This window comes from Ruegeria sp. N8 (assembly GCF_056531325.1).
In genome coordinates this window covers 85,766-112,544 of sequence record NZ_JBQFLQ010000001.1, presented here as the reverse complement: position 1 = coordinate 112,544, position 26,779 = coordinate 85,766, and the positions used below count along the sequence as shown (strand labels likewise).

Below are 26,779 nucleotides of genomic sequence, written 5' to 3'. Positions count from 1 at the left end.
TTCGGTTCAATTTACCAATTCAAACTGAGCCTGATCAAAAATGGTTAATCTGACGTTACCGTTGAATCATTTATTCACGTTCTACTTTAGGTTGTCGATATTTTTTTAATGAAGTTGCCTTCAGAGCGTCCGTTCCATGCTCTGCCACGGCTGAAACCCACGAGTTGAACTCCTCATCGCTTAGCCCATAGCGTTTCTTGGCATCCGACAGGGTGATCAAACCATATATTACCCCGCGCACCACAATTGCCTTGCGGGACGCCACCCACCGTGTCGTGTCGTCCGGTGGCAGGTCTGCACGCGATAAAACCGTTCCATCCGGCAGGGTTACGGACCGTGGCCCTTCAACTTTGTGCAAATACATCTTTCGAACCTTTTCTGCTGCGACAAAGCTGACACCAGCCTACTTAATGTGCGGTGAAACCGCCTCTTGAGAGTGTGTAGAATTTTCCTATATTCTGCCGGTCTTTCTTAACCCGCACTGGAATCGTCATGGCCCTCGATACCGAGACCCCGCTGAACTCGCTTGGCTTTGCCAAACCGCCCTCGGAAACGCGGGTGGTTGTCGCTATGTCCGGTGGCGTGGACAGTTCCGTTGTGGCAGCGCATCTGGCCGATCAGGGCTATGACGTGGTCGGCGTGACCTTGCAGCTCTATGACCATGGCGCGGCCTTGGCCAAGAAAGGCGCCTGCTGTGCGGGTATCGACATCCACGATGCGCGGCGTGTGGCGGAAGAACGTGGCTTTCCCCACTATGTCCTGGACTATGAGAACATCTTCAAGGACGCGGTGATTGACGAATTCGCCGACAGTTATTTGGCCGGTGCCACCCCGGTGCCCTGCATCCGTTGCAATGAGCGGGTGAAGTTCAAGGACCTGCTGGAAACCGCCAAGGACCTTGAAGCCGACTGCATGGCCACCGGTCACTATATTCAGCGCAAGATGGGCCCCAACGGTCCCGAGTTGCACAGCGCCGAGGATGCGAACCGCGATCAGTCCTATTTCCTGTTCTCCACCACGCCTGAACAGTTGAACTACCTGCGCTTTCCTCTGGGCCACCTGCCCTCGAAGGATGCGACGCGCGAGATGGCAGCACAGTATGGCCTGGCTGTGGCCGACAAGCCGGACAGTCAGGACATCTGCTTTGTGCCTAACGGCAACTATGCCAGCGTTATCGAGAAACTGCGCCCCGGCGCAGCTGAACCGGGTGAGATCGTGCATGCCGATGGCCGTGTATTGGCGCAGCATGACGGAGTGATCCACTACACAATCGGTCAACGCCGCGGCCTGGGCATCGGCGGGCTGACCGAGCCGCTTTATGTGGTCAAGTTGGATGTGGACAAGAAACAGGTCGTCGTCGGCCCCAAAGACATGTTGGCCACCCGCACGATCCCGGTGCGCGAAATTAACTGGTTGGGTGATGAACCATTTACGTCTCGTGATGAATGGCATCTGAAGGTCAAAGTCCGCTCGACCCGCCCCCCGCGCGAGGCAATCATTCGTCCCCTGTCCGACACCACCGCCGAGGTTGAACTGCTGACACCCGAGGAAGGCGTCTCACCCGGTCAGGCCTGCGTGTTCTATGCATCTGAGGGCAGCCGTATCTTTGGCGGCGGTTGGATCTGGCGCGGCTACTAGGCCGAAACGGGCGCGATCTCGGTCTCGATCTCGACTTGCAGCGCATCGTTGAAGCGGTTGAACGCGCCGGTCAGGGCAATGCGCCATGTCAGCTCCACGATCTGAGAATCGTTGAACCATGCGCGCAGGTCAGAGACTTCGGCATCGCGCATCCGGCCTGACCGCGTCGTGACCGCCTCGGCATAGCGCACCACCGCTTTGTCGCAATCGTCCAGTTCGGGGTGATTTTCGACATCCGGCAGACGCGCCGCGCCTTCAGGGCTTAGCCCGGTCACGGTCAGTTGTGGTGTATGATGCGATACGCAATAGTCGCAGGCGTTCAATTTGGACACCGTAACCATCGCCAGTTCCAATGCACGGCGCGGCAGGTTTTCTTGCGCCTTGAATGCCGTCAGCATCTCAGCCACGTGTTCCAACACCGTAGGGCTATGGGCAGCAATGCGCGCCCAATTGTCGAATGGCCCATACGCCCCAAGCAGGGCCCGAGACGCGCGCGCGGCCTCGGTCAAGTCGTCGTCGACGAGGGGCGGAATTCGGGACATCAAATTTCTCCTTCACCGGACATGGCTGGTCTTTGCGGTGGGCCATAAAGACCTGATAGGGCCGATTAGGTCAACGCATCACAACAGATCGGTGGGCGAGTTGAACAGGATATAGAGCCCGACGCACACCATGACATAGGGCGCGATCCGGTCCAGGCGCGCCACTTGCGGCCCGAGGCTTTTAGCCCGAGGCGCCCCCCAAGCCGCCACCGCGACCAATAGGAACGCGGCCATTGCAGCACCCAGCAGGGCGGCCAGTCGGAAAGAAGGTGTGGAATCGGCCAGTAGCGGGGTCATGACGGCAAAGCTGTCGACCGACAGGCTGAGAAACAGGGTTACAACCGAACTGACAGCACCTTTCGCGCTTATGTCCTCGCCCGCGTCCCCGCGATATTGCTGCCAGATGCCGCGCAAGCCGAAAACCAAGGGGATGACACCTAGATATCCAATCCACTCAGGGATGCCGCTTTGATCAAGCCCGATTGCCACGATCATGGCAAGGGACAAGACCATAGCCTGTGCGACCGCAAATCCTGCGATGGCGCGGCGTTGCTCGATAATCAGGATCAGGCCCAGCAGTACCGCCAGATTGTCCAGATTGGTCGAGATCATGGCTAATCCGGCCGAGACCGCAAAAAGAACGTGGTCGAGCATCAGCCAGCCATCCGCTCCAGCACGGCGCGGGCAGCGCGTAGACCCGGCGCTTCGCCACCCCGGCCCAGCCGCTGCATTGTCTCAGCCATCGCCTGCTGTTGAAGATCGGGCGTTGCCGCCACCTGCCCCAACGCCTCGGCGATCTTGTTTGGCTGGCAGTCATCAAGCAGGCATTCGGGCACGGTGCGGGTCTCGGACACCAGATTGACCAGTGTGACGGTATCGAGTTTGACCATCCGCTCGGCCATCTTTTGCGTCAGCCAGCTCAAACGATAGGCGATGACCATCGGCGTCGCCTGCGCTGCCAGTTCCAGTGACACGGTTCCAGAGGCAGCCAGAGCCAGATCGGCGGCTGCAAAGGCCGCGCGTTTTTGTGCGGTTGCCTCATCCGCGGGCAAGTTGCGGGGATCTACAACAACTGGATTACCGGGCCAGTTTTCCAGATGCGCCTGAACCGTCTCGACCATATGAGCTACGGCAGGTACCACTATGCGCGTATCGAGGTGATCGCGCAGATAAAGGTCAAGTGCCTGTCCAAAGACTGGGGCCAAGCGATCAACCTCGCCCCGGCGCGAACCGGGCAAGGTCAAGAGGATCGGCGCATTCCCCAGATCATAAGCGTTGCGGAACGCGGCGATATCGTCCTCGGTTGCTATGGGTTCACTTGCGACGGGATGGCCGACGAAATCACATTCCATCCCCGCGCGTTCCATATAGGGCGGCTCGAACGGCAATAGCGCCAGAACGTGGTCGATGACCTTGGCCATCTTGTCCGCCCGCCCCGGTCGCCATGCCCAGACGCTGGGGGCCACGTAATGCACCGTACGAATGTTGCTTTGCGCTTTTACCAGCTTGGCGACGCGAAGCGAGAAATCGGGGCTGTCGATGGTGATCAAAACATCAGGTTGCATGTCCAGAACTGCCTGAGCAGTCTCGGCTATGCGACGTTTGAGATGAAAGAACTTAGGCAGGACCTCGACCAGCCCCATCACCGAAAGCTCGGACATGGGAAAGCGGCTGTTTAATCCTTGCGCCTGCATCAGAGGGCCGCCGACCCCGTCGAACTGCACATCGGGTTGAAGACTGCGCAGCCCTTCCATCAGTGCGCCACCCAAGCGGTCGCCTGACGGTTCACCGGCGACCACGAAAACGCGCATCAGTTCGTCCGCTCGCGCACGTAAAGAAACAGTCCCAGCCGGTCACATTCGGCGATGACTTGCGGCCGTTGCAGCACCATCACCCCACCCTTTTCAATGACGATACCAGACAGCCCGGCGGCCACTGCATCCGCGACGGTATCCGGGCCAATCGCAGGCAAATCGGCACGTCGATCCTGATCGGGTTTGGGGGCCTTGAACAGGACGCCTCCGCCCGCATCGGGCCGTTGTGTCAGCGATTTCAGCATCCAGGCGGTCCCGAAAATCCCCTCGACCGCCAGCGCTTGCCCCTTCGAGACGACGCAAGCTTGCCCGATATCCGCAGCACCCATGGCGCGAACGATCCCAGCTGCTCGATTGGCGTCAGACAGGTCCGCGTCCGATGGCTGAGCCTCGGTCAGCGGTCCAAGAGCTGGCAAAAGGGCTGGCACGATTTCATGGGCGGCACGGACCTGTAGGCCCGCATCTTCAAAAATCCCGATCACCGCTCGCAAGGCCCCATCGTCGCCGGACATGATGGCCTGTTGCAAGATGGGCACCAAAGGCATGGTCGCGGCATCAATCCGGCTTGGATCAATTGCAGGGCGCCGCACCGCGCCTGCCATGCAAATCTGCGTTACGCCGCGTGCTTTCAAATCCGCGATGAATGTCCCCAACTGCTCAAGCGGGAAGGTCATATCCACGTCCAGAGTGTCGGGCGCGAACCCTTCCATCGCGCAGATCACCGGGCGGTTAGCCAGTTGGTCGACCACCTCGGTTGGCAAAGCGCCGGTTCCCGCAATCACGGCCAGCATGGGCTTACTTCCTCGGTGTCAGGAAAGAGCGGTCGGTCTGCCCGGTTACGAAGTCCACGATCCGCTGGACATATTCGCTTTCATTCTTGGCTCCGACGCGATGGGCGCGCTCCATGAATGTACCGTCGCCGGTCGAAAGTTCCTTGAACGCCGCCCGCAGGGCCGAGATGTCTTCGCGCGACACACCTTTGCGTTTCAAGCCGACCAGATTCAGCCCGTCCAGTTCCCCGCGCGGAGCCTGAACAAGGCCATAAGGGATCACATCATTGGGGACCATGGTCAAAGCACCGATGATTGCGCCACGACCGACACGCACCCATTGGTGCAGACCCGAGATACCGCCAACGATCACGTCATCCTCGATGATGCAATGCCCAGCGGCACCCGCATGGTTTACCATGATCACACGATTACCGATCTGAACGTCATGAGCCACATGGACGCCTGCCATCAGAAGACAGTCATCGCCGATCCGGGTCACGCCACCACCACCCTCGGTGCCGGTGTTTACCGTTACATGCTCGCGAATGCGGTTGCGTTTGCCTATCTCCAGCCGCGTGTTTTCGCCACCGAATTTCAAGTCCTGTGGGATTTCACCGATGACCGAGAAATTGAAAACGACGGTTTCATCGCCGATCACCGTATCGCCGGTGACCACAACATGCGACTTCAACTCGACCCGGTCGCCCAGCTTGACCTGAGAACCGACATAGCAAAACGGCCCGATGACACAGCCTTCACCGACTTGCGCACCGTCTTCGATGATCGCGCTTGGGTGAATGCCGCTCATGTCGTTTTTTCCATGTCCCAGTCCACATAGGCAGAGAATTCGGCCTCGGCCGCAACTTCGCCATCAACGGTCGCGCGGCCGGCGAATTTGAAGATCTTGCCGCCCTTCTTACCGCGCACGGTTTCCACATGCATTTCCAGCACATCACCGGGTACGACCTTGCGGCGGAATTTGCACTTGTCGATATTCATGAAGTAGATCAACAGCTCGCTGTCGATCACGTCCATGCCGACACCAAGCATCACACCTGCGGTTTGCGCCATCGCTTCGACGATGGTGACACCGGGCATGATTGGGGTGCCAGGAAAGTGGCCCTGAAAATGGGGCTCGTTCATGGTGACATTCTTGATGCCAACGGCGGATTGATAGCCTGAGATATCGACAACTTTATCAACCAGCAAAAACGGATAGCGATGTGGCAAGATCCGCTGGATCAGCTGAATATCTGCGCTTTTTGTTTCCGAGGTCATCTTTTGGTCGTCCCGTTATGGATTTCTCTTGGACGCGTGGTTAGCAACACAGCGCCGCAAGGGCAAGCGAACCTATTGGTCGCCATTCTTTTCAAGGGCGCTACCATCGCCAATGGCCGCGTTGATCCGTCCAATCGCGATCTCGGTCACATCCGTCCTGTCCGAGCTTAGAAAGACGCTGGAGCGTTCAATAATCACGGTCGCGCCAGAGTCGCGCAACAGTTCAATGAGAACCGGCTGGATCATTTCAAAAAACAACTGTTGCGCCTCATCGCTGCGACGCGCCAAGGCATCCAACTTGGCCCGTTGGCCATCTCTGTGGGACTGAACTTTGCTGTCGAATGCCTCGGCCAAGGGACGGAACTCATCTGCTGGCATTTCAGCCCGCTTTTCGGTCAATTCTTTTTCTTCGCGGCTTAACTCAGCCACGATGCGCTCGTTTTCATCTGCCAGCAAAGTTCCTTCAGCCTCAATCTCGCGCAATATGCGTTGACCGAAGGCAGAATCCGAATACAAACGGTCGCTGGAAATCGTCAGCACGGTCGTTTCCGGCACACCCAGTTGCTGTGCCTCAAGCGGTAGCGCTAAGGCATGGATGAAAATAAAATACAGGGCCCAGATAGGGCCCTGTAGATACGACTTCCAGAAGCTCATCATGAACGGATCAGAACCGTGCCTGAATGGTCAGGTCAAAGTTCTGTTCCTGGTCAAAATCTTCTTTCACGATCGCTTTCGAGAAGTTGAAGCGCAGCGGACCAAAGGGTGTCGTCCAAAGCACGGAAACACCAACAACGTGTCGGACCGACCCGTCCTCGCCCACGATATCCGCTCCTGCTGTGTTCACATCATCCAGATTGTAGAGGTTGCCGACATCATAGAACACCCCGCCCCGCAGGCCCAGTTCTTCGGGCAGGCCCAAAGGAAAGTCCGATTCAAACCGAGCGACCCAGTAATAGTTGCCACCAATGGCGTCATCCTGACCATTCGACAGGTCACGCGGACCCAGACCGGCGGGTTCAAAACCGCGGAATGTGCTGGGGCCAAGAACAAAACGGTCGACTGTGCGGCTGAAATCATCCCCCGTCCAGTGCAATGCGCCCAGTTCGAAAGAGGCACGCAGAACCACCTCTTCGCTCAGGACGCGAGTTTGGGCGATCGCGCGGGCCGTCGTCTGGAAGAACTCATTGTCACCACCCAGACCTGCGGCATCAACGCCAACCTCAAACAGCACTCCGGCATTGGGGTTCAGGCCACCACGACGGCTGTCATACACATACGAGACACCAAGAGCGCTCGTTGTCCGTTCGCCCTGCGCAATCTCGGACGCGACGACAACACCGTTCACTTCGTTGTCCTGCTGCGTCATCTCACTGCGATCCCACTCATAGCGCAGACGCAGAGAAGACAGTTCACCGATGGCGTAGCTCAGCTGGGGACGGAAGAACAGGCTGTCGGTGTCAAAGCTGGCAAAGCTCGAGTTTGTAGTCGCCAGGCCCAGACCCACATCGAATTGCAGTCGGCGTCCCAGCAGGAAAGGTTCAGTGAAATTCAACGAATACTGTTCCGAATCCTGCGCCGTCGACAGGTTCAGCCCTAGGGTTTGTCCGCGACCCAGAAAGTTCGTCTCGGTCAGGCCAACCGCGATACCAAAACCATCCGAGGCCGAGAAGCTACCGCCGAGGCTCAACGAGCCAGTAGGCTGTTCCTCGACATCCACATCGACGATGACTTGACTGGGGGTTGAGCCTTCGCGCGGTTCGACTTCAGCGTTGGCAAAGAAACCCAGAGCCCGAATTCGCTCAGCGGCCTGACGGATCTCGCGTGGATTGAACGGATCACCCTCGACCGTATCGAATTGGCGGCGAATGACACGGTCAAGCGTGGTGGTGTTGCCCTCGATATCGATCCGTTCAACAAAGATGCGCGGACCACGGGTCAGGACAAACTCGACGTCCAGGGTCAATTCGCGCGCATTGCGCGTCACTCGTGGCTCAACCCGCAGGAAATCGACGCCTTGTTTAAGGCCCAACCGCTCTTGCCGGGCGATCGAATTTTCCACCAAAGACGGGGTGTAGGTCACCCCAGGTTTGATTTTGAGCGCCGCTTGGTACTCCGCCGCGTTCACCCCTGGGATTTCACTGACTGTTGTGATGTTCCCGAACGAGAATTTCTGCCCCTCGGTAATGTTCATAACCAGGAAAAAGGCGTCCCGCTCCTGAGTGAATTCAACATTGGTGCTGTTGACGCGGAAATCGACATAGCCACGGGATAGGTAGAAATCCCGAATGACCTGTTTGTCGAACTCAATCCGGTCGCCGATGAACGTATCGCTGCGAATGAAAGTCCGAAGTATGTTTGCCTGCTTAGACTCCAGCACGCGACGCAAGCGACGGTCGGTGAAGGCGCGGTTACCCACAAAGCTGACACGCTCCACCTCGATCGTGGTGCCTTCGGACACTTCAAACACAAGGTCGACGCGGTTGTCACTGCGTCGGATAATGCGCGGAATAACCGTCGCTGACACCCGGCCCTGCGCCGAATAGATCTGCGCGATCAAATCCGCATCGGCTTCGGCAACCTGAGGCGTAAAGACACGACGGGGTTCGGACGAAATCGCCTCGAGCAAGACATCATCCTTGACCCGGCGATTCCCTTCGACGCTGATCTGGTTGATCGTTGGATATTCCTGAACCTCGATCACCAATGTATTGCCGCGCGGCGTCAGTTCGACTGTTTCAAAAACACCACTGTCAAGCAAACGCTGAAACGCGTCATTCAGTTCACCCGCGGTGACAGTCTGCCCCGGTTCGATCCCTGTTCGAGTGATAATCGTGGACGTTTCGATCCGCCGGTTACCCTCAACCTCGAAGGAGTTGATGATGAAACTTTGCGCCTTTGCCGATTGTGGCAGGGCAACTAAACCCACCAGAACAATAAAGGAAAAAACGGATAGCGCCCGCCACAAAATCTTGTTTGCCAGCGTCTGCCCTCCGCAGGATGTGCCTGCGCCTCGCCGATCAGTCATATTTTTCTCTACCCAAAATTATAGGACTTAGAAGCTGAGTAACGGGATTAATTATTCTTGTCAAAAGCCCAAAACAGAAAGCGGCCCAATGGGCCGCCAAACACTTTTCAATTTCGGTGCCACAGAATCACATGCTGATCAAATAGGCCCAGCCTGCCATCGCAATTGCCGTCGCCGCAAAGAACAGGATCGAGTCCCAGTTCAGCATGAACAGGAAGCTGAAGCTTCGATAGGATTTTTTCAGCGCCTTTGCCATTGTAGCCTCTGACTCAGTTTGGATTTGGTCACAAACCTACATATTGAATGCGGCGGAATTACGGCTTTTCTGCGCGGCTAAGGCCACATTCAACAGAAGAGATCGTTTGTTACAGAAAATACCATAAGACCAAGGATCAACGAGACCCCGATCCCCATCAATATCCGCAACGCGCCGTCGCTGGGCGGCCTGCCTGTCACGGCTTCATAAGCGTAAAACACCAAATGCCCACCATCCAGTGCAGGGATCGGGAACAGGTTCAGCAACCCGACTGCTGTGGACAAGACGGCAATAAAGAAGATGAAACTTTGCGCGCCCTGACTGGCCATAGCGCCTGACGTTTCCGCAATTCCGATGGGGCCCGAGATGTTGCACGTGCTAATTGCACCCGTCACCATGTGCCACATGCCCGACAGGGACGCGTCGATTATACGCAGGGTCTGACGCGTGCCCCCTGTCACAGAGGCCCACAGGCCGGCCGGTTCGGTCGCCGGTTCCAGCATCATGCCGCCCACAATGCCGATCCGCCAATGAGTGACGTACCCGCCATCCGGCTGCGGCTCATCCGTCCGACGCGGGGCTAGTGCAAAGTCCAGCTCAGCCCCATCACGCCACACGTTCAGCAACAGGACTTTTCCATTCGAACCTTCGACATGTTCTTTAAGTTGTTCAAACGCAAAGATCGGATCGCCATCGACTGCAGTGATTACGTCACCCGGCTTTAGATCAATGTCATAGGCCGCGCTGCGTGGGGCAAGTTGTTGGATCAGAGGCGGGAACAACCAAGGGCCGGTTACGTCCTGCGTCTGGCCGTCCCGCAGGACAGTATAGTCCAAAACGGGCTGCACGGGTAGCGCATCGGTGAACTGCGTCCAGGCGTCCTGTTCGTCGAATTCGGGCACCTGAATACCGGCGATCGACAAGATCTCATCGCCTTCCCGCAATTGCTGTTCGGTGCCCGGTAGCGGGTGCAGGCTGCCGACTGTTAAAGGTTCCTTGGTCACGCCTTGCGATAGGAAAATTGTGCCAAAAACGATGATCGACATGACGAAATTGAACACCGGTCCAGCCGCAACTGTTGCCGAGCGTGCCCACAGAGGCGCGCCATGCATGGTGCGGCGTAGTTCTTCGGGGCTTTTCTGGGTGATTTCGTCCATCGCCGCCTCATCCTTGCCGGATGCCGCATTGGAATCGCCCAGAAACCGCACGTAGCCGCCAAAAGGCAGCGCAGCGATTTGCCACCGCGTTCCGCGCTTGTCCACGCGGCTCAGCAGCACGGGTCCGAACCCAATCGAGAAAACCTCGGCATGGATGCCTGACCAGCGGCCGACGATGTAGTGTCCATACTCATGCACCGCGACGATCACCGACAAGGCGATGACAAAAGCCACAATCGTATACAGCAAGTTTCCAAACTGAGGGATCAGCGAGAGTATGTCCAAAATTCTATCCTGCTCTTTGGCCTATGGCTTCATCGACCCACTTACGTGCCAGATGGTCCGTTTGCAGCACGTTATCAAGGGTCAAAGGGGCATCAATAAGGCTGCTTTGGGCATCAAATCGGTCCAAAACAGCGGCAACGCAATCGGCCATCGACAAAAATCCGATCCTACGCGCGATGAAGTGATCCAGCGCGCGTTCCTTGGCGGCGTTGAACACGGCACCAGACAAGCCGCCACGTTGCATCACGTGCCGGGCCAGTTTCAGCGCAGGATAGCGTGCATCGTCGGGCTCGCTGAACCGCAACTGACCAAGCTTGGCCAGATTGAGCCGTTCGACCGGCAAGTCCTGCCGCGCGGGCCAGTGTAGCGCGTATCCGATGGCGTGGCGCATGTCGGGCGCACCCATATGTGCCATCAACGCCCCGTCGTTGAACCCGACTAGCGCGTGGACGATGGACTCGGGGTGAACCAGAACCTCAACCTGCTCAGGTGAAACCCCGAAATATTCCTTGGTTTCAATTACCTCCAACGCCTTGTTGAACATCGAGGCGCTGTCGATAGTAATTCGTTGACCCATGTTCCAGTTCGGATGGTTGGACGCCTGCTCGACCGTTGCGTTGGCCAGATCACCTAACGGCCAATCGCGGAATGCCCCACCACTGGCTGTGATGATGATCCGCTCGACGGCGCTCATATCCTCTCCAGCCAGGGCCTGAAACACAGCGGAGTGCTCGCTGTCAACCGGCAAAAGGGTTGCATTGTGTTGCCGCGCCGTATCAAGGACCAGGGGACCAGCGCAGACCAAAGTCTCTTTATTTGCCAGGGCAAGCGTCGCGCCCTGCTTCAAAGCTTCTAGCCCCGGTGGAAGTCCGGCAGCCCCAACTATGGCCGACATCACCCAATCCGTTGGCCGCGCGGCCGCTTCGGTCAGGGCCATAGAGCCAGCCGCTGCCTGCACGTCAGAACCCGCCAAAGCAGCCCGCAGATCCTCCAGCCGGTCCTGATGGGCAGTTACAGCCACATTGGCGCGCAGGCGTTTGGCATCCTCCGCCAGTTTGTGGATATTCGCCCCACCCGTCAGTGCCACCACGTCATACGCATCAGGGTTCCGGTCGATCAGGTCGATCGTGTTCTGCCCAATCGACCCGGTGGCGCCAAAAATCGAAACCCTGCGCATCACATCGGTCCCGGTGCGTATAGCAGCCCAGCAATCAGAACGAACAAAGCCGCACCCATCATCCCGTCAAACCGGTCCAGAAAGCCGCCATGGCCCGGGATCAGGTTCGAGCTGTCCTTGACGCCAAACTTCCGTTTTGTCGCGCTTTCCACTATGTCGCCGGCTTGACTGGCCATCGAGGCTGCGACGGACACCAACACGAACAAAAATCCGAACCCTGCGAAAGCCGCAAAAACCGCGCCGACGATCGCCGCCGCGAACCACCCGCCGGCAGTGCCCGACCATGTTTTCTTGGGGCTCACGCGCGGCCAGAATTTCGGCCCACCCAGCGCCTTGCCCACGAAATATCCCGCGACATCCGTCGCCACAACTACCGAGATCAGCCAGACCATCCAGCCAAACCCCATGTTTTCACGTATAGAGATAAACCCGAGCCCCGCCGCCGCAATCCACGCTGCAAACAGCAGATACGTACCCTTGGCCCGACTTACCTGCCCCGCCCCAACCAGTGCCGGAGCCAGCAGGAACGGCAATTTATAAAGCGGCGGAAGATGATAGCTAAGGACAACAGCAACCCCGGTCAACACTGCAAGCTGGATAGCGACCCCACTCCGGTCCGGGTCGATCATCCGAACCAACTCCCAGGTCATCAGGCCGCAGGCGATAGCGATGAAGGCTTCGAACCACAGCCCGCCCAGCCAAACCTCAACCGAGCCGACGGCCACAAGCACCACAGCCGACAGAACCCGCGCTGTCAGATCAGACCATCGGCCGTCGCTCATGCTGGGACAGCCCCAAACCGACGTTCGCGAGACCCGAAATTCTGGCACAACCGCGCCAGTTCATCAGCAGTGAAATCCGGCCAGAGCGTGTCAATGAATTCATATTCCGAATATGCCGATTGCCACAAAAGAAAATTCGAAATTCGCGCCTCACCGCTGGTTCGGATCACCAGATCAGGATCGGGAAGAACGTGCGTGTCCAGATACTTGGGTAGGGTTTCCTCATCCACATCCTCGGGTCGCAACCGTCCTTCGGCCACGTCACGCGCCAGCCGCTTGGTGGCACGCGCAACCTCGTCCCGACCGCCATAGTTTATGGCAATGGTCAGATGCACCAGATCGTTATCCTTGGTGGCATTTTCCAGCGTGTCCATCAGGTCGATCAGCTTAGCGTCCAGACGCACCCGATCGCCAATGAACCGAACCCGAACCCCGTTTTTTGTCAGGTTCGCTGTTTCCTTAATGATGTAGCGCCGGAACAAGCTCATCAGCCCGGCCACTTCGGCCTGTGTCCGCTTCCAGTTCTCGGTCGAGAAGGCAAAGACAGTCAGATACTTGATGCCAAGCCCCGGGCAGGCCTCGACCACATCCCGCACGCGCCGCGCACCGGCCTGATGGCCAAACAGGCGCGGCCGTCCACGCGCCTGAGCCCAGCGACCGTTGCCATCCATGATGATCGCAACATGCCGAGGCCCATCCTGAGGCGCCGTCTGTGGGGTGTCAGGCATATCCGGTCTCAGACCTGCATGATCTCGGCCTGCTTGGTCTCAAGCGCGGCATCCACGGTTTTGATCATCTGATCGGTCAGGTCCTGAACTTCGCTTTCCCAGAACTTCTGATCGTCCTCGGACATCCCGTCTGCCTTGGCCTTTTTGATCTGGTCCATCCCATCCCGACGCACGTTACGAATCGAGACGCGCGCATGTTCAGCATACTGACCGGCGACTTTGCCCAGCTCGCGGCGACGTTCTTCGTTCAGCTCCGGAATCGGCAGCATGATGATCGTCCCGTTTAGTTGCGGATTGATCCCCAACCCACTTTCGCGAATGGCTTTTTCGACCTTGCCGACCAGACCTTTGTCCCAGACATTGACCGTCACCATACGCGGCTCGGGTACATTGACCGTGCCAACCTGATTGATGGGCGTCATCGAACCATAGGCATCAACCATCACCGGCTCCAGCATCGAGGCCGAAGCCCGCCCGGTCCGCAACGATGCGAATTCGGTTCTGAGGTTGGACATCGCGCCTTCCATGCGGCGCTTCAGATCATCGGTATCCAGTTCGAAATCGTCAGCCATTCTGCTCACTCCCCGTCTTCAGGTGCTGTTGGGATGGCTCATAAGCCATCACAATTGGGATGTATAGCGATGATGATCCGGAATTGCGCCAATGACCAGAGCTGTTTGCGGCATTTTCACGGTCGTTCAAGGGCGCAGGAACCGGCCCGGGCGGCGCCGGACCGGTGCGGTGTTCTGACATGGGTTCAGGCGTTTACGTCCACAACCACCCGGCCTTTGACGTGCCCCTTAAGGATATCAGCGCCCAATTGTGGCAGATCACTCAGTGTGGCCGGGTGAACCATGGCCTCCAACTTGTCCATGGGCAGATCGGTCCCAACGCGTTTCCACGCCCGAACGCGGTTTTCGTAGGGCTGCATCACGCTATCGATCCCCAACAGGTTTACACCACGCAGCAGGAACGGAATGACGGTTGCCGGAAGTCCGGCGCCACCTGCCAAACCAACGGCCGAGATCGACGCACCGTATTTCATCTGCCCCAGAACACGCGCCAGCATGTCACCACCAACGGCATCGACACAGCCTGCCCATGTCTCGCTTTCCAGCGGACGCTTGGTCGTCTCGTTCAACTCATCACGAGGAACAATGGTCGCAGCCCCCAAAGATTTGAGGTAATCGCCTGCTTCGGCCCGGCCCGTCACTGCTGCGACCTCGTAGCCCAAGTTTGCCAGAATCGCTGTCGCAACCGAACCAACACCGCCCGCAGCACCGGTTACAAGCACCGGCCCGTTGCCAGGCTTGAGGCCGTGATCCTCAAGCGCCATGACGGCCAGCATGGCGGTAAACCCAGCGGTTCCTACAGCCATCGCCTGACGCGTGTCCAACCCATCGGGCAGCGGTACCAGCCAGTCGGCTCTTGCGTTGGCCTTCTGACTATAACCACCCCAATGGGCCTCGCCCACACGCCAGCCAGTTAGCACAACCTTGTCGCCGGGCTTGTAACGATCATCCGCGGACGCCTCGACCGTACCAGCATAATCAATGCCCGGCACATGCGGGTAGCTGCGCACCAGACCGCCACCTTTGGGCGACATGCAAAGACCATCTTTGTAATTGACCGTCGAATACTCGACCGCAACTGTAACCTCACCCGTAGGCAGGTCATCGGTTGACAGCTGTTTGACCACGGGGCTGGCCAGACCGCTCTCGTCGTCTCTCTCCATCACCAACGCATTAAACATCTGAACGTTCCTTTCATCTCATGGTGCCAGGCCCCGTCCTTCACCTGGCAAAAAATATCCCGGGGGAGTCGCGCAGCGACGGGGGCAGAGCCCCAACCACGCCTAAGTCCAAAAATGCGCCTGTACGATTGCGCTACGCATCCCATCAGGTGTTTCAACCTCTACCTGAGTGCCGGCATCCCAATGGCTCAACCGCAACATCCCGATGGAAACATTGGTGCCAAAATCCGGAGACCAAGCAGCAGACGTCACCTGCCCCACCCGTCTCCCATCAACATAGACTGGCCAAGGCCGATCGCAGGGCGGTACCGCCGCGCCGTCAATCGCAATCGGCCGGATTTGCTGAACCGGCCCTTCCTTGGCCACGCGCAACAGCGCATCCCGACCGATACATCCAATTGCTGTGTGCGTATTACAGAACTTGCCCAGCCCACATTCATGCGGCGTGTTGTCGTCGGTCATATCGTTGCCATAAGACAGCAAACCACCTTCGATCCTCTCGATCAGGTTCGGGCATCCCGCCCGCACATTCAAATCCTCCCCCGCCGCAAACAGCGCGTTCCACAGCGGCATACCGATATCTGAGCCCTCGACATAGATCTCAAACCCGCCCTGCTTGGAATAGCCCGAGCGTGCAACGGCCAAGTCGCGGCCTTCGAACGCGAACATGTCGAACTTGAAAAACCGGATATCGCGCACGCGGTCGCCGAATACACGCGACATCAGCTCATCGGCTTTGGGACCCTGCACGGCTAGAGGGGACACGTCCGGTTCATCCACCAGAACATCCAACCGATAGCCATTGGCGATACCCTTTACCCACAACAATAGGTCGCTATCGGCAATCGAAATCCACCAACGGTCCTCGGAAAGCTTCACGGCCACCGGGTCGTTCAGCATCCCGCCGGTTTCGTCCACGATGGGCACATAGAAACACTGACCTGGCAACATGCCGCGCAGATCACGTGGGGTCAGCATCTGCATCAAACGCGCTGCATCCGGGCCGCGCAACTCGACCTGACGTTCGCACGATACATCCCACACCTGCACATGTTCCTTGAGGTGTCGGTAGTCGGCCTCTACCGACTCGAAAACGGTGGGTAGCAACATCCGGTTATAGACTGTGTAGGCCTTGACCCCCGCCGCCTCGACACCCTCAGAGAAAGGGGTCCGGCGCAACCGACGTGAAAACGAAACCTGAGCCATTCATCCCTCCTGTGGTAAGAAGACCAGATCGCTGACCGGCGCTGCCGATCCGGTCTCGGTCAACATTTTATGAATTTGACCCCGGTGGTGTGTCTGATGGTTGAAGAAATGCATTACACATTGCGCGTAGGGCTTCGTGACATCGGCTTGTTTTGCCGCTGAAAACCATGTGAAGGGCCCTGACAACGCCTCATCCTTCAGGCTGGCGACCCAACCTTCTATCCGGGTATCAACAACGTCACGCAACACCACCCACTCATCGACATCAGCACAGATCGCTGTGCTTTCCGGAATGCCACCGTCGGGTCCTTCGCCTCCGTCGAAACGTGACATCCATATCCAGTCACCCCAAAGCAGATGATTGGCAGTCCCAAGAATCGACCCAAAAAACGCTCCGCGCTCACGGTTCAATTCCTCGGTGGTGAGTGCGCTAAAGAACTCTTTCAACTGACTGTTCTGCCAGCGATTATAGCGCGCCATCTCCTGCGCATAAGCCGTGGTGATCATCACTTGGGTCCATGCCAGTCGATTGGGCAAATCTCGGCCGATTTACCACCAAAATCCCACACCCGGCCATAGTCCCGCACCTTGGATTTGGTGCCACGCGCCACGATGATATCCGGACCCATCCAGTATTTCGAGTTCGAGACCATCACTGGGTGATCCGGATCCTTGCCCGCCATCATTTCAATTTCGCCCTGAATTTTTCGGCCGATCACGATACGCCGCTTGGTGCCGTCGCGTTCGATGACGACCGGAGCGCGCTCTGCCCCGATGATCTCACTGACCAGCATGGTGAACAGCCCGGTGGTGCCGCCCGCCTGCCCGCTGAAGATTTGCAGCAAACCGTTATAGGCCTTGCCGCTGGCGCGTTCATCGACATAAGCCGCGACTTTCCACTGTCCTTCGCCCATTCGGCCTGGAATGTCGACCAGAAGACCCACATTCAGTCCCGACAGGTCCTCGCCCTCGAAATGACCTTCGTCGATGATCACGCCCATCCAGGCATGGCAGTGCCCCTCAGTCGGAGGATGCGCGCCCAGCGAGACCACACAGGGGCAGAACACGTCACAGGAACAATTCAGGATCAGTTCACCTTTGATGGCCCAGTTGGTCGGGCTCATCTCGCGCCGTTTGGGGTTGGGCATACGGCTGTCGATTCGTTGACTGATCGGCAAGCGGTCCGAATCTGTTTTTCTGTTTTTAGCCATCAGCTTATCCTCCGTAAGCAAAGGGATAGATGAGCAGCAGAGCGCCGCCCGCAATCAAAGCAAACCCCAGCGGACGCGTGATCGCGTGCCCGACCTGAGGCAGTTTTTCGAGAACCATGAAGAAAGTCGCAAGACCCATCCACAACAAGCTCATGACGCCACCAACAAAACCAAGCGCCATGAACCCCCAGCAACAGCCGACGCAGAATGCGCCAAGTCCAAGCCCCATCCGCAGTCCGCCAGTAAATCCGGTTTTCCAATGGCCCAGAAAATAACTCATTGGCGCATGGCAGACGCCATGGCAGACCTCTTTAGCTCGGGTGAATTGAAATGCGCCCACTGCGATCATCAAAGCGCCGGATAAGAACGTCGATTTGGGGATGCCCAGCATGTCAACCACGCCACCGAACAACAGCGCCAGTTGAACAGCCGTGATAAGTGCTGCAAACCCGACCCAAACAGCGAAGTAACCGGACAGCACGCCCAGCCACCCTGCCCGCGTGCCATTGGCGCTGCGGATCAGATCGTCATAGCTGCGCAGGGTCGGAACCAATGTCGGCAGCATCATCGCAGCCATCATGATTGCCCACATCCAGAACAAGGGCCCGAACTCGGCCATCGGCATATACATGTCCATCCGCGGATCCATCGCGGCCATGGCCTGTCCCATCGGACCCGGACGGCCGATCCAGTCCAGGTCCATTGCGCGGCTCATGGTGAACATCATCCACCACGCCCACAGGATCAGAGCGTAAAACCCCAGCCAAAATCCATTGCGGAGAACTGCGCGACTCACTTGTCCCTCCCGACTCAGTCCTTGCAATTCAAATGTCAGACTTTTAAATGTCAGACAAATAAAAACGTACCAACAGGTGCCGGAATATGAAAATCGATCCTCAGAAGCCCGCCGACCTGTCCGCGCAGATTGCGCAGGCGATCCGCGATGCCATCGTCTCGGGCCAGTTGATCGTTGATGAGCGTTTGCCGTCCGAGGCAGAGTTGGCCGACCAATTTCAGGTGTCGCGCCCGACGGTGCGCGAGGCCTTGAAGCGGCTGGCTGCGCAGTCTCTAATCCGCACGCAACGGGGTGCGACCGGCGGTGCTTTTGTCAATCGGTTGAGCTTTGAGGACGCCTATTCCCAACAAATCACTACGTCGACACTGTTGTTGTCCATGAACACGGTCAGTTTCGACACGGCCTGCGAGGCGCGCTATGCCTTGGAACGCGCCTGCGCCCGATTGTCGGCACAGCGTCGGACGGCCGATCAACTGGCCACCATGCGGGCCGAGATCTTTCGCCAAGCGCAGCCTGGCCTGACGGATGAAGCTTTCTGCGCGTCAGATGTGGCCTTCCACCGTGCGCTGGTCGACGGCGCAGGAAACCCTGTGTTGTCCTACCAGTTGGCGGGTGCGGTCGAAGCGATGCAGCCACTGATGAACATGATCACCTTCACCGCCCGGTCCCGCGAGGAAATCATTTCGCTGCACACTCAGATTGCCGACGGCCTGGAAAACGGCGATGCAGACGTGGTTGATGAGAGCCTCGTAAAGCTTGAAAAATACACACGAAAACTGGCCCATGATGTCGCGGAACAACGACGCAAACCAGCCTAGAGAGGATCTGATGGTATCCGTCCTGAATATCACTGCGGCCGTGCTGACAATCGGCTTTGGATTGTTCGGCTTTCTGGCTCCGGCTTATACCGCCAACGCGCTGGATCTGGCCCCGACCAACAGCACCATGGGGCTGAGCGAAATGCGTGCCTCGGTTGGCGGATTGTTTGTTGTGACGGGTATTGCGGTCCTATGGCTGAATGCGCCAATGGCCTACGCAATGTTGGGCGTGGTCTATGCAGGCGCAGCATTGGGGCGGTTCTTGTCGGTCATTCTGGACAATCCGCCTTTGGTCAAGGCTCTGACTTTTGGCGGAATCGAAGCGGTACTTGCCCTGTGGTTGATAGTGGCGAACTTGAATAAAGCACCGTAAGCAACTGTAATCATGTAATGCACGCTCTAAAACTGAGCAATTGCATCCCCGACGACCCTCACCTATATAAGATGTGTCCCTCGGGACTATGGACATAAACGCGCTCGTAATAAGCGGATCGGACCCGGGGGCGGTACCCGGCGGCTCCACCAATCATCCTTCGTTTGAGGATTTCGGGGCCGAAATAGGATCGACGAACGTCTAAAGGGGTTAGCTTTGTCTCGGCTGTCTGCCACCGTTATCGGCGAAACTAGTACAATTGCAAACGACAATCGTGCTCCGGTTGCAGTTGCTGCGTAAGCAGTAACAAGACCGAAACTTAAGCCCTTGCGCCTAGCCGCGTAAGGCGGGGTTCGCAGGTACCTGGCAACAGAAACCTGCATTTCTCCACCTCATATTATCTTCAGTGTTCAGAGTTTGTTCACTCCTTTTGTTCATCTTTGTTCCAGCAAGACAGGAGAGCTGAGATGTCACATGCAGAGATCCTACGTGAGTGGTATTCCGAGGTTTGGGAAAACGGCAACACCGATGCGATTGATCGGTATTTCACGCCTGATACAGCGGCTGAGGGGTTGATCCCCGAGATGCAGGTCGGTGCCGACGACTTTCGTGATTTAGTCATGGCTTTTCGCCATATCTTGGGAGAAATCTCAATTGATGTACGTAAGACCATCGAGAACGGCGATTGGGTGTCCAGTATTTTGCACGTTCAAACCTCTCGGGCTGACAATGGTGCCCCGGTTGAGGTGACGGGTCAGGTCGTGGCGCGCTTTCGCGGCGACAAAATGGTTGAGGCATATAACCAATTCGACTTCATCTCGCTTTTCGAGCAATTAGGACAGTTCCCAAAGGATACATTGCCTGTTTGCATGACCGGGCAGCGGTTGGATTGGGTATAGTTTTGCAGGGCGCTTGACCCGTTTGTCTGATGCGCGTTAGCAACGGGCAGAGGGTCAGGTCGCGAACACCCGTGATGGGGTAACCCCAAGCTTCGCGTGGTCGTGCCTGAGGCAAGTGACATGCCGTGCCCTATTCAACCTATTCTGAATGTACTCCAAAGACAAAAACGCAATATTCCCGCCGTAACTCTTTGTTGCTTAGACCTAACTTCGCGCACTGAAAGTGGAATTGCTCGCAGCAGCTGTCGTTTGACGTCAGCGCAATACCTAGCCGTTTTCATGGACAGAACCAGATGACGCCCCCTTCGGTCCCCGAGTTGATCCGTGTTTTTGGACGTATTGGCCTGCTATCTTTTGGCGGACCCGCGGCGCAAATCTCATTGATGCACGAAGAACTTGTCGAAAAACGCCCTTGGTTGGATGAACACACCTATCTGCGGGCGCTGTCACTTTGCATGCTGCTTCCCGGCCCCGAGGCAATGCAGTTGGCCACCTATGCCGGCTGGCGTTTGCGCGGCGTGCCCGGCGGTTTGATTGCCGGCACTCTATTTGTACTGCCTGGTGCAATAGTTATTGGCGCTCTGGTTTTGCTTTACGCTCGGTTTGGTGACCTTCCTTTCGTCCAAGCGGGCTTTCTAGGAGTGAAGGCAACAGTCATCGTCATTGTCATTCAAGCATTGCGCAATCTGTCACGCCGCGCGTTGACCAGTGGCGAAAGCAAACTTATCGCCCTGTTCGGTTTTCTGACCATCTTCGCACTGCAACTGCCCTTTCCTGTCATTATTCTGAGTGCCGCGGTTTGGGGGTATCTACGGCTTGATGGGGGCCAGTCTTCCGTATCGGGCATTTCCTCGCCCCAAACTAACCCTGTGCGCACCTGTCTGATTTGGATCACTCTGTGGCTGACACCTTTGTTTCTCCTCAGCATTGCGGGCGCTAAACTGTTAAGCGATCTGGGTTGGTTTTTCGCCCGTTTGGCAGTAGTAACATTTGGTGGCGCATATGCCGTTCTTGCGTATATGACGCAAACCGTCGTCCAAAGATACGAGTGGATCACAACCAACCAGATGATCGACGCATTGGGTTTGGCTGAAACGACCCCGGGCCCGCTTATCCTTGTTACCCAATTCGTCGCCATGCTGACCGGACAAACAACGGCAGGATTGCCGTTGGCGTTGGCTGCGGGAATCGTTGCGCTTTGGGCTACATTCGTGCCGTGTTTCCTGTGGATATTCCTAACCGCACCATACTTGGACCAGCTGGCCGCCAGACCCCGCCTTTCAGCCGCATTGCATGGCATAACGGCGGCAGTTGTGGGTGTGATTCTCAACCTTTCTCTTTGGTTTGCCTTGCATGTTTTTTTCACGGACGTGACAGAGATAGCGTGGGGGCTTGTTCGTTTGCCCTGGCCCGCTTCAAATACGCTCAATATCTCCGCCCTGATATTAACTTTGATCGCTGGAGTGTTGATATTTCGATTCAAATTCGGCATGGGAAAGACATTGGCCCTGATGGCCATAGCCGGTGTCGGAACGTATTTTCTTTGAACAATCCCGCGACTCTCGGTCTTTCGTTTCCAATGGAATCCCTTATGCTGAAGGGCACCATATTTGAGGATGACACATGTCGCAGGACATTGATTACGGGAACCTGATGCACACCGCCATGCGCGGGCTGATCAAAACGGTTCTGACCGGCGTTTCTGAAAACGGTCTTCCCGGAGCGCATCATTTCTTTATTACTTTCGACACGCGTCAGAACGGCGTTGAAATGGCCGATTGGCTGCGCGAGCGATATCCAGAAGAGATGACGATCGTCATGCAGCACTGGTTCGAAAACCTCGAAGTCGGAGACTCGGGTTTTGCAATTACGCTGAACTTCGGTGATGCGCCGGAACCGCTGTATATTCCGTATGTTGCGATCAAAACTTTCGTCGATCCCTCTGTCGAATTCGGATTGCGTTTTGAAAGCGCCGAAGATGAGGACGATGAGGTACCGATAGCAGAGGCGCCGATTGAAATCGAGGCCGAGCAGGACGAGCATCATGACGCTGATGTCGTGTCGCTAGACAGTTTCCGGAAGTAACCCTGTCGGGATTATTGTTTTTTCAGGAAGGTCTCGACCGAGCGGGACTTGATCCCGTTGCGAAACCGGGAAAAGGATAGATCAAGCCCACCCTCCGCCAGGGTGCGGTCGAACTGCTGCAGCTCGTATCCACCGTTTTCATCAATAAACAACGAAAACACGGTCAGGGTGTCGCCCATGATGCGGCCCCAGACGAATGGCTCGCCTTGCATCGGGTCCAACGGCACTTCGTGCCCGAAAACGTTTCGGCGCATCGCGGCCGAGAAAACATCAGATCGCTCAGAGGGGTTGAAGTCGATCGAGAAGGCCTGCTCTTTCACGCGCCCGTCATGCTTGTAGGTCGTCGTTTTCCAACTGACATTGAATCCGTTTTTGTTCTCTTGGATCGAAACGCTCATGTCCCTTGGGGTTTCGGTGCCATCCTGATCAACCATATTGGCCGAACCTACATAGTCACCGACAAAGGGCGTGATCTCAGCAGCATGCGATGGCAATGCGACGACCGAAAAAAACGCCACCCAACCTGCAATAAGGCCAATAAGTCTAAAGGAATGAACCGGAACTTGTAGGAGCACGTGCGCCTCCAAAATGATGATGTTTTATTCTAGCTCACCTACCGGCGCGTACAATGGTCCGTTTCAAGTTTAACAGAAGAAAATGACACTCGGCACGATCTATACCTTTGCCCACCTTAAGTTTATGGTGCGCGCAACTGGCCGATTGCATGATGCTAAAGTTGTGCGTAAACGGCATGCAACGGCATACACGACGGAGTGACCGATGTCCCAGACCCGCACCGAATCCGACAGCTTTGGCCCGTTGGAGGTTCCCTCAGACAAGTATTGGGGCGCGCAGACGCAACGCTCGATCATGAATTTTCCCATCGGCTGGGAAAAACAGCCCGTCGCCATCGTGCGTGCGCTAGGGGTGATCAAGAAAGCCTGCGCCATGCAGAACAAGGCAACCGGCAAACTGGACGCAACGATTGCGGATGCGGTAATTCAGGCGGCTGGTGAGGTGTTTGAAGGGAAGTTCGACGACAACTTCCCGCTAGTAGTGTGGCAAACCGGCTCCGGCACCCAATCGAACATGAACTCGAACGAGGTGATTGCAAACCGCGCCATAGAGATTCTCGGCGGCGTGATCGGATCGAAGGACCCGGTGCATCCCAATGATCACTGCAATATGGGGCAATCGTCGAACGACACCTTCCCAACCGCCATGCATATCGCAACCGCGATGAGCGTTCGGGATGTCCTCTTGCCCGGCCTGGAAAAGCTGGCCAGTGGACTGGAACAGAAAGCGGATGAGTTCAAAGATATCATCAAGATCGGCCGTACCCATACGCAAGACGCGACCCCGCTGACGCTTGGCCAGGAATTTGGCGGCTATGCCCATCAAATCCGGCAGGGAATCGCACGTGTAAATGCTGCAATGCCCGGCATTTATGAGTTGGCCCAAGGCGGCACAGCTGTAGGTACCGGTTTGAACACGCAGCACGGATGGGGCGAGGCTGTGGCAGCCAATATGGCAGAAATCACCGACCTGCCCTTTGTCACCGCCCCCAACAAGTTCGAGGCGCTGGCCGCGCATGATGCCATGGTATTCCTGTCTGGCGCCTTGGCGACAATTGCCGGTAGCTGCTACAAGATCGCCAATGATATCAGGCTTTTGGGGTCCGGCCCTCGCTCCGGCCTTGGCGAACTGATCCTACCCGAGAATGAGCCCGGTTCGTCCATCATGCCCGGCAAAGTTAACCCAACACAGGCCGAAGCGCTGACCCAGGTGGCAGCGCATGTGATGGGCAATGACGCCGCGATCAAATTCGCAGGTAGTCAGGGTCATTTTGAACTGAACGTCTACAACCCGATGATGTCCTACAACCTGCTGCAATCCATCCAGTTGCTGGGCGATGCTGCGGACAGCTTTACGGAACGGATGCTGCTGGGCATTCAGGCCAACGAACCGCGCATCGACAAGCTGATGAAGGAATCGCTGATGCTGGTGACAGCACTGGCCCCCACCATTGGTTATGACAACGCCACTAAGGTTGCCAAAACGGCGCACAAGAATGGCACGACTTTGAAAGAAGAAGCCATCGCGCTGGGTTTCGTGGATGAGGCGACCTTTGACGCGGTTGTCCGCCCCGAACAGATGATTGGCCCAAAGGACTGATGGGCAAACCGGTCAATCTGAACCGGTACCGCAAGGAAAAAGCGCGGGCCAACAAAAAGGCCCGCGCTGACCAGAACGCCGTCGCTTTCGGGCGCAGTAAAGCTCAGAAAGAGGCGGACCGGCTGGATCGAGAAAAACAGACACGCGATCTGGACAATCACGAGTTAGATGAATGAGCGGGCGCCCTGTCAAACGCTCTGTGACCCTCAAAGGGCACCGAACTTCGGTCTCACTTGAGGATGAATTTTGGTCCGCATTTCGGGATATTGCAAAGCAAAAACAGATGCCTATCAATGCGTTGGCTGCGCAGATTGATGTGGAGCGTGACCCTGATATCGGGTTAGCGTCGGCAATTCGGGTCTATGTGCTGAACTGGTACCGCAACCGTCCGTGAGCGATTGCTTTTTGGCCTGAGGCGCAGTAGCGTCAATGGAACAAAAAGGGCACAAACATGTTGAAGACCGTACAAGGCCCGGACGGCCAACCCAGATGCGCCTGGTGTCAGGCCGCACCTGAGTTCTTTGCGTATCATGATGCTGAATGGGGATATCCAGTCGCGGATGATCAACGGTTATTCGAAAAGCTCTGCCTCGAAAGTTTTCAATCCGGCTTAAGCTGGCGCACAATCCTGTCCAAACGCGAAAATTTCCGTAAAGCGTTTAAACATTTCAATATCAAAGAGGTGGCGCAATTTGATGACGCGGATGTGGAACGGTTGTTGCAGGATGCAGGTATCATCCGGCATCGCGGCAAGATCGAGGCCGTGATCAACAACGCCCAACGGGCGCAGGAATTGATCGCGGCCGAGGGGTCGCTGGCAGCCTATGTGTGGCGGTATGAGACGACAATGCCCCCGGTTCCGCAAACGGCCTCAACCTCGGCCGAGTCCATTGCGATGTCGAAGGATTTGAAGAAACGGGGCTGGAAATTCGTGGGCCCCACCACGGTTTTTGCTTTCATGCAGGCGATGGGGCTTGTGAATGATCACGCGGAAGGGTGCGTGATGCGTGAAAAAGCGGCGCGTTTGCGCCGCGAATTCACAAAACCGGTTTAGGTCAGATCAGACCGAAGCCTGGAAGATCTTGTCGATATTGCCACCCAGCGCCGCGTTGAACTCGGCATCTGATTGCTGTTTCGACAAACCCTCGGTCAGCGCCCGCGAGAAAGATGCGATCATCTTGCCGTTCTCGGACAGCAGCGCACAGGCCTGATCAGTCGAATACCCACCCGAAAGCGCCACAACGCGCAGAACACGCGGGTGATCGGCCACAGCATCGTAAAGATTGGCGGTGCTGGGGATGGTCAGCTTCAGCATTACATCCTGCCCGTCCTCCAACTGGTTGAGATTCTTCAGGATTTCCGCTTTCAGGATGTCCTCAGCCTTGGCCTTGGTGGAAGAGTTGATGTTTACCTCAGGCTCGACAATCGGCACCATACCAGCTGCAACAACCTCGCGTGCGACGTCGAACTGTTGGGCGACCACAGCGGCGATGCCCTCTGCATTCGCCTCATGGATGACAGAACGTTCCTTGGTGCCGAAAACACCGTCGGCCTTGGCCAACGTATCCGCCAAGCCAGGGATCGGCTTCATCATCTGTACGCCGTTCGCTTCATCCTCTAGCCCCTTGTCGATCTTGAGGAACGGCACGATCCCTTTTTGCGACCACAGGTAATCGGCAACTTTCCTGCCGTCGATCTCTTCGCCCAGGGTACGTTCGAACAGGATGGCGCCGATCACTTTATCCTTAGTGAAGTCATCGGCCAGAATGATGCGCGCGCGCATCTTCTGGATTTCGCCGAACATCTCAGCATCCGAGCTGTAATCCGATGCCTCAACACCATAAAGCGCCAGCGCCTTGGGGGTCGAACCACCGCTTTGATCCAGAGCGGCGATAAACCCCGCCCCATTGGCCATTTGCGCGCGCTGTTCTGATTTGGACATAAGGTTTTCCCGTTCGAAATGATTCCGCTGTTTTCAACCGCATACAGCAACGTGATTGGTGATGGT

The 26,779-nt window shown here is 56.8% G+C and carries 32 protein-coding genes and 1 other RNA gene; 11 read left to right on the top strand and 22 right to left on the bottom strand.

Annotation, left to right across the window (positions count from 1 at the left end; translation table 11 throughout):
- Positions 1 to 70 precede the first annotated feature (70 nt).
- On the bottom strand, positions 71 to 364 hold the full coding sequence (gene sciP, locus ACR0C5_RS00595; protein ID WP_480873770.1) for a CtrA inhibitor SciP: 294 nt from the start codon (positions 362 to 364) through the stop codon (positions 71 to 73).
- A 128-nt stretch (positions 365 to 492) separates the two neighbouring features.
- Between sciP and mnmA the strand changes: the two genes are divergently transcribed.
- On the top strand, positions 493 to 1,638 hold the full coding sequence (gene mnmA, locus ACR0C5_RS00590; RefSeq protein WP_170769709.1) for a tRNA 2-thiouridine(34) synthase MnmA: 1,146 nt from the start codon (positions 493 to 495) through the stop codon (positions 1,636 to 1,638).
- Here the strand turns inward: mnmA and ACR0C5_RS00585 are convergent.
- The 19 genes from ACR0C5_RS00585 to ACR0C5_RS00495 form a co-directional block, all read right to left on the bottom strand.
- Positions 1,635 to 2,180, bottom strand: coding sequence for a carboxymuconolactone decarboxylase family protein (locus ACR0C5_RS00585; RefSeq protein WP_480873767.1), 546 nt, complete (start codon positions 2,178 to 2,180; stop codon positions 1,635 to 1,637). The two genes, mnmA and ACR0C5_RS00585, sit on opposite strands and share 4 nt — an antisense overlap.
- A gap of 78 nt (positions 2,181 to 2,258) precedes the next feature.
- Positions 2,259 to 2,834, bottom strand: a complete 576-nt coding sequence (locus ACR0C5_RS00580) for a hypothetical protein (protein ID WP_480873765.1) — start codon at positions 2,832 to 2,834, stop codon at positions 2,259 to 2,261.
- Positions 2,834 to 3,991 carry a lipid-A-disaccharide synthase gene (gene lpxB / locus ACR0C5_RS00575; protein ID WP_480504348.1) on the bottom strand — a complete coding sequence of 386 codons (1,158 nt, stop codon included), beginning with the start codon at positions 3,989 to 3,991 and terminating at the stop codon, positions 2,834 to 2,836. Before lpxB ends, ACR0C5_RS00580 begins: the two co-directional genes overlap by 1 nt.
- A complete protein-coding gene (locus tag ACR0C5_RS00570) occupies positions 3,991 to 4,785 on the bottom strand; it encodes an LpxI family protein (RefSeq protein ID WP_170786697.1) in 795 nt (264 codons plus the stop codon). The genes lpxB and ACR0C5_RS00570 overlap by 1 nt, the downstream gene beginning before the upstream one ends.
- Before the next feature lie 4 nt (positions 4,786 to 4,789).
- Positions 4,790 to 5,575: an acyl-ACP--UDP-N-acetylglucosamine O-acyltransferase gene (gene lpxA / locus ACR0C5_RS00565; RefSeq protein WP_170786696.1), complete on the bottom strand. Its 786-nt coding sequence runs from the start codon at positions 5,573 to 5,575 to the stop codon at positions 4,790 to 4,792.
- Positions 5,572 to 6,045: a 3-hydroxyacyl-ACP dehydratase FabZ gene (gene fabZ / locus ACR0C5_RS00560; protein ID WP_170769704.1), complete on the bottom strand. Its 474-nt coding sequence runs from the start codon at positions 6,043 to 6,045 to the stop codon at positions 5,572 to 5,574. The genes lpxA and fabZ overlap by 4 nt, the downstream gene beginning before the upstream one ends.
- A gap of 72 nt (positions 6,046 to 6,117) precedes the next feature.
- Positions 6,118 to 6,699 (bottom strand): OmpH family outer membrane protein, encoded by a 582-nt coding sequence (locus ACR0C5_RS00555; protein ID WP_237218056.1) that lies wholly within the window; start codon positions 6,697 to 6,699, stop codon positions 6,118 to 6,120.
- Between the two features lie 10 nt (positions 6,700 to 6,709).
- On the bottom strand, positions 6,710 to 9,070 hold the full coding sequence (bamA, locus tag ACR0C5_RS00550; RefSeq protein ID WP_170769702.1) for an outer membrane protein assembly factor BamA: 2,361 nt from the start codon (positions 9,068 to 9,070) through the stop codon (positions 6,710 to 6,712).
- A gap of 127 nt (positions 9,071 to 9,197) precedes the next feature.
- Positions 9,198 to 9,326 carry a hypothetical protein gene (locus tag ACR0C5_RS00545; RefSeq protein WP_269149762.1) on the bottom strand — a complete coding sequence of 43 codons (129 nt, stop codon included), beginning with the start codon at positions 9,324 to 9,326 and terminating at the stop codon, positions 9,198 to 9,200.
- Between the two features lie 89 nt (positions 9,327 to 9,415).
- Complete coding sequence (gene rseP / locus ACR0C5_RS00540) at positions 9,416 to 10,768, bottom strand: RIP metalloprotease RseP (RefSeq protein ID WP_480873760.1); 1,353 nt, start codon at positions 10,766 to 10,768, stop codon at positions 9,416 to 9,418.
- 4 nt (positions 10,769 to 10,772) lie between these two features.
- The gene (dxr, locus tag ACR0C5_RS00535; protein ID WP_480873758.1) at positions 10,773 to 11,945 is read right to left on the bottom strand and encodes a 1-deoxy-D-xylulose-5-phosphate reductoisomerase; all 1,173 of its coding nucleotides are present in this window, start codon (positions 11,943 to 11,945) and stop codon (positions 10,773 to 10,775) included.
- On the bottom strand, positions 11,945 to 12,727 hold the full coding sequence (locus tag ACR0C5_RS00530; protein WP_480873755.1) for a phosphatidate cytidylyltransferase: 783 nt from the start codon (positions 12,725 to 12,727) through the stop codon (positions 11,945 to 11,947). Before ACR0C5_RS00530 ends, dxr begins: the two co-directional genes overlap by 1 nt.
- Entirely contained in the window at positions 12,724 to 13,455 is a 732-nt protein-coding gene (locus ACR0C5_RS00525) for an isoprenyl transferase (RefSeq protein ID WP_170790992.1), read from the bottom strand. The genes ACR0C5_RS00530 and ACR0C5_RS00525 overlap by 4 nt, the downstream gene beginning before the upstream one ends.
- An 8-nt stretch (positions 13,456 to 13,463) precedes the next feature.
- Positions 13,464 to 14,027, bottom strand: a complete 564-nt coding sequence (frr, locus tag ACR0C5_RS00520; protein WP_170769697.1) for a ribosome recycling factor — start codon at positions 14,025 to 14,027, stop codon at positions 13,464 to 13,466.
- 185 nt (positions 14,028 to 14,212) lie between these two features.
- Positions 14,213 to 15,208: an acryloyl-CoA reductase gene (acuI, locus tag ACR0C5_RS00515; protein WP_480873751.1), complete on the bottom strand. Its 996-nt coding sequence runs from the start codon at positions 15,206 to 15,208 to the stop codon at positions 14,213 to 14,215.
- A gap of 102 nt (positions 15,209 to 15,310) precedes the next feature.
- Positions 15,311 to 16,414: a dimethylsulfoniopropionate demethylase gene (locus tag ACR0C5_RS00510; RefSeq protein ID WP_170769695.1), complete on the bottom strand. Its 1,104-nt coding sequence runs from the start codon at positions 16,412 to 16,414 to the stop codon at positions 15,311 to 15,313.
- The gene (locus tag ACR0C5_RS00505; protein ID WP_480873749.1) at positions 16,415 to 16,921 is read right to left on the bottom strand and encodes a DinB family protein; all 507 of its coding nucleotides are present in this window, start codon (positions 16,919 to 16,921) and stop codon (positions 16,415 to 16,417) included.
- A complete protein-coding gene (locus ACR0C5_RS00500) occupies positions 16,921 to 17,625 on the bottom strand; it encodes a DUF1326 domain-containing protein (protein ID WP_170769693.1) in 705 nt (234 codons plus the stop codon). The genes ACR0C5_RS00505 and ACR0C5_RS00500 overlap by 1 nt, the downstream gene beginning before the upstream one ends.
- A 4-nt stretch (positions 17,626 to 17,629) precedes the next feature.
- The gene (locus tag ACR0C5_RS00495; protein ID WP_480873746.1) at positions 17,630 to 18,421 is read right to left on the bottom strand and encodes a DUF2182 domain-containing protein; all 792 of its coding nucleotides are present in this window, start codon (positions 18,419 to 18,421) and stop codon (positions 17,630 to 17,632) included.
- An 86-nt stretch (positions 18,422 to 18,507) separates the two neighbouring features.
- On the opposite strand from ACR0C5_RS00495, the gene ACR0C5_RS00490 reads away from it, so the two are divergent.
- The 6 genes from ACR0C5_RS00490 to ACR0C5_RS00465 all read left to right on the top strand — a co-directional run bounded on the left by ACR0C5_RS00490 (position 18,508) and on the right by ACR0C5_RS00465 (position 22,596).
- Positions 18,508 to 19,239 carry a FadR/GntR family transcriptional regulator gene (locus tag ACR0C5_RS00490; RefSeq protein WP_170790999.1) on the top strand — a complete coding sequence of 244 codons (732 nt, stop codon included), beginning with the start codon at positions 18,508 to 18,510 and terminating at the stop codon, positions 19,237 to 19,239.
- Between the two features lie 10 nt (positions 19,240 to 19,249).
- Entirely contained in the window at positions 19,250 to 19,612 is a 363-nt protein-coding gene (locus ACR0C5_RS00485; protein ID WP_170791000.1) for a DUF4345 family protein, read from the top strand.
- 36 nt (positions 19,613 to 19,648) lie between these two features.
- Positions 19,649 to 19,996, top strand: a transfer-messenger RNA (tmRNA) gene (gene ssrA, locus ACR0C5_RS00480).
- Positions 19,997 to 20,079: 83 nt separating this feature from the next.
- Positions 20,080 to 20,511, top strand: a complete 432-nt coding sequence (locus ACR0C5_RS00475) for an ester cyclase (RefSeq protein ID WP_170769690.1) — start codon at positions 20,080 to 20,082, stop codon at positions 20,509 to 20,511.
- 293 nt (positions 20,512 to 20,804) lie between these two features.
- On the top strand, positions 20,805 to 22,058 hold the full coding sequence (gene chrA, locus ACR0C5_RS00470; protein ID WP_480873741.1) for a chromate efflux transporter: 1,254 nt from the start codon (positions 20,805 to 20,807) through the stop codon (positions 22,056 to 22,058).
- A gap of 76 nt (positions 22,059 to 22,134) precedes the next feature.
- Positions 22,135 to 22,596 carry an SspB family protein gene (locus tag ACR0C5_RS00465; protein ID WP_170769688.1) on the top strand — a complete coding sequence of 154 codons (462 nt, stop codon included), beginning with the start codon at positions 22,135 to 22,137 and terminating at the stop codon, positions 22,594 to 22,596.
- An 11-nt stretch (positions 22,597 to 22,607) separates the two neighbouring features.
- Here ACR0C5_RS00465 and ACR0C5_RS00460 read toward each other — a convergent pair whose 3' ends face one another.
- Complete coding sequence (locus tag ACR0C5_RS00460; RefSeq protein WP_237215913.1) at positions 22,608 to 23,171, bottom strand: hypothetical protein; 564 nt, start codon at positions 23,169 to 23,171, stop codon at positions 22,608 to 22,610.
- Between the two features lie 205 nt (positions 23,172 to 23,376).
- Between ACR0C5_RS00460 and fumC the strand changes: the two genes are divergently transcribed.
- Genes fumC through ACR0C5_RS00440 form a run of 4 tightly spaced genes read left to right on the top strand, consistent with a single transcriptional unit; the run spans position 23,377 to position 25,825 of the window.
- Positions 23,377 to 24,771: a class II fumarate hydratase gene (gene fumC / locus ACR0C5_RS00455; RefSeq protein WP_170791004.1), complete on the top strand. Its 1,395-nt coding sequence runs from the start codon at positions 23,377 to 23,379 to the stop codon at positions 24,769 to 24,771.
- Positions 24,771 to 24,947 (top strand): DUF4169 family protein, encoded by a 177-nt coding sequence (locus ACR0C5_RS00450; protein WP_170769686.1) that lies wholly within the window; start codon positions 24,771 to 24,773, stop codon positions 24,945 to 24,947. The genes fumC and ACR0C5_RS00450 overlap by 1 nt, the downstream gene beginning before the upstream one ends.
- A complete protein-coding gene (locus tag ACR0C5_RS00445; protein ID WP_170769685.1) occupies positions 24,944 to 25,165 on the top strand; it encodes a ribbon-helix-helix domain-containing protein in 222 nt (73 codons plus the stop codon). Before ACR0C5_RS00450 ends, ACR0C5_RS00445 begins: the two co-directional genes overlap by 4 nt.
- A gap of 57 nt (positions 25,166 to 25,222) precedes the next feature.
- Positions 25,223 to 25,825, top strand: coding sequence for a DNA-3-methyladenine glycosylase I (locus ACR0C5_RS00440; protein WP_170769684.1), 603 nt, complete (start codon positions 25,223 to 25,225; stop codon positions 25,823 to 25,825).
- Positions 25,826 to 25,831: 6 nt separating this feature from the next.
- Here ACR0C5_RS00440 and ACR0C5_RS00435 read toward each other — a convergent pair whose 3' ends face one another.
- Positions 25,832 to 26,713, bottom strand: a complete 882-nt coding sequence (locus tag ACR0C5_RS00435; protein WP_480873736.1) for a fructose bisphosphate aldolase — start codon at positions 26,711 to 26,713, stop codon at positions 25,832 to 25,834.
- Between the last annotated feature and the right edge of the window lie 66 nt (positions 26,714 to 26,779).

Coding starts and splice junctions, on each gene's coding strand:
- ACR0C5_RS00505 (WP_480873749.1), bottom strand. CDS start 16,921: ATGATCACCACGGCTTATGCGCAGGAGATGGCGCGCTATAATCGCTGG.
- lpxB (WP_480504348.1), bottom strand. CDS start 3,991: ATGCGCGTTTTCGTGGTCGCCGGTGAACCGTCAGGCGACCGCTTGGGT.
- bamA (WP_170769702.1), bottom strand. CDS start 9,070: ATGACTGATCGGCGAGGCGCAGGCACATCCTGCGGAGGGCAGACGCTG.
- ACR0C5_RS00435 (WP_480873736.1), bottom strand. CDS start 26,713: ATGTCCAAATCAGAACAGCGCGCGCAAATGGCCAATGGGGCGGGGTTT.
- lpxA (WP_170786696.1), bottom strand. CDS start 5,575: ATGAGCGGCATTCACCCAAGCGCGATCATCGAAGACGGTGCGCAAGTC.
- ACR0C5_RS00555 (WP_237218056.1), bottom strand. CDS start 6,699: ATGAGCTTCTGGAAGTCGTATCTACAGGGCCCTATCTGGGCCCTGTAT.
- acuI (WP_480873751.1), bottom strand. CDS start 15,208: ATGTTTAATGCGTTGGTGATGGAGAGAGACGACGAGAGCGGTCTGGCC.
- ACR0C5_RS00490 (WP_170790999.1), top strand. CDS start 18,508: ATGAAAATCGATCCTCAGAAGCCCGCCGACCTGTCCGCGCAGATTGCG.
- fabZ (WP_170769704.1), bottom strand. CDS start 6,045: ATGACCTCGGAAACAAAAAGCGCAGATATTCAGCTGATCCAGCGGATC.
- ACR0C5_RS00465 (WP_170769688.1), top strand. CDS start 22,135: ATGTCGCAGGACATTGATTACGGGAACCTGATGCACACCGCCATGCGC.
- dxr (WP_480873758.1), bottom strand. CDS start 11,945: ATGCGCAGGGTTTCGATTTTTGGCGCCACCGGGTCGATTGGGCAGAAC.
- ACR0C5_RS00450 (WP_170769686.1), top strand. CDS start 24,771: ATGGGCAAACCGGTCAATCTGAACCGGTACCGCAAGGAAAAAGCGCGG.
- ACR0C5_RS00485 (WP_170791000.1), top strand. CDS start 19,250: ATGGTATCCGTCCTGAATATCACTGCGGCCGTGCTGACAATCGGCTTT.
- frr (WP_170769697.1), bottom strand. CDS start 14,027: ATGGCTGACGATTTCGAACTGGATACCGATGATCTGAAGCGCCGCATG.
- ACR0C5_RS00510 (WP_170769695.1), bottom strand. CDS start 16,414: ATGGCTCAGGTTTCGTTTTCACGTCGGTTGCGCCGGACCCCTTTCTCT.
- ACR0C5_RS00530 (WP_480873755.1), bottom strand. CDS start 12,727: ATGAGCGACGGCCGATGGTCTGATCTGACAGCGCGGGTTCTGTCGGCT.
- ACR0C5_RS00445 (WP_170769685.1), top strand. CDS start 24,944: ATGAGCGGGCGCCCTGTCAAACGCTCTGTGACCCTCAAAGGGCACCGA.
- ACR0C5_RS00580 (WP_480873765.1), bottom strand. CDS start 2,834: ATGCTCGACCACGTTCTTTTTGCGGTCTCGGCCGGATTAGCCATGATC.
- fumC (WP_170791004.1), top strand. CDS start 23,377: ATGTCCCAGACCCGCACCGAATCCGACAGCTTTGGCCCGTTGGAGGTT.
- chrA (WP_480873741.1), top strand. CDS start 20,805: ATGACGCCCCCTTCGGTCCCCGAGTTGATCCGTGTTTTTGGACGTATT.
- ACR0C5_RS00475 (WP_170769690.1), top strand. CDS start 20,080: ATGTCACATGCAGAGATCCTACGTGAGTGGTATTCCGAGGTTTGGGAA.
- ACR0C5_RS00440 (WP_170769684.1), top strand. CDS start 25,223: ATGTTGAAGACCGTACAAGGCCCGGACGGCCAACCCAGATGCGCCTGG.
- mnmA (WP_170769709.1), top strand. CDS start 493: ATGGCCCTCGATACCGAGACCCCGCTGAACTCGCTTGGCTTTGCCAAA.
- ACR0C5_RS00525 (WP_170790992.1), bottom strand. CDS start 13,455: ATGCCTGACACCCCACAGACGGCGCCTCAGGATGGGCCTCGGCATGTT.
- sciP (WP_480873770.1), bottom strand. CDS start 364: ATGTATTTGCACAAAGTTGAAGGGCCACGGTCCGTAACCCTGCCGGAT.
- ACR0C5_RS00585 (WP_480873767.1), bottom strand. CDS start 2,180: ATGTCCCGAATTCCGCCCCTCGTCGACGACGACTTGACCGAGGCCGCG.
- ACR0C5_RS00545 (WP_269149762.1), bottom strand. CDS start 9,326: ATGGCAAAGGCGCTGAAAAAATCCTATCGAAGCTTCAGCTTCCTGTTC.
- ACR0C5_RS00500 (WP_170769693.1), bottom strand. CDS start 17,625: ATGGCTAAAAACAGAAAAACAGATTCGGACCGCTTGCCGATCAGTCAA.
- ACR0C5_RS00570 (WP_170786697.1), bottom strand. CDS start 4,785: ATGCTGGCCGTGATTGCGGGAACCGGCGCTTTGCCAACCGAGGTGGTC.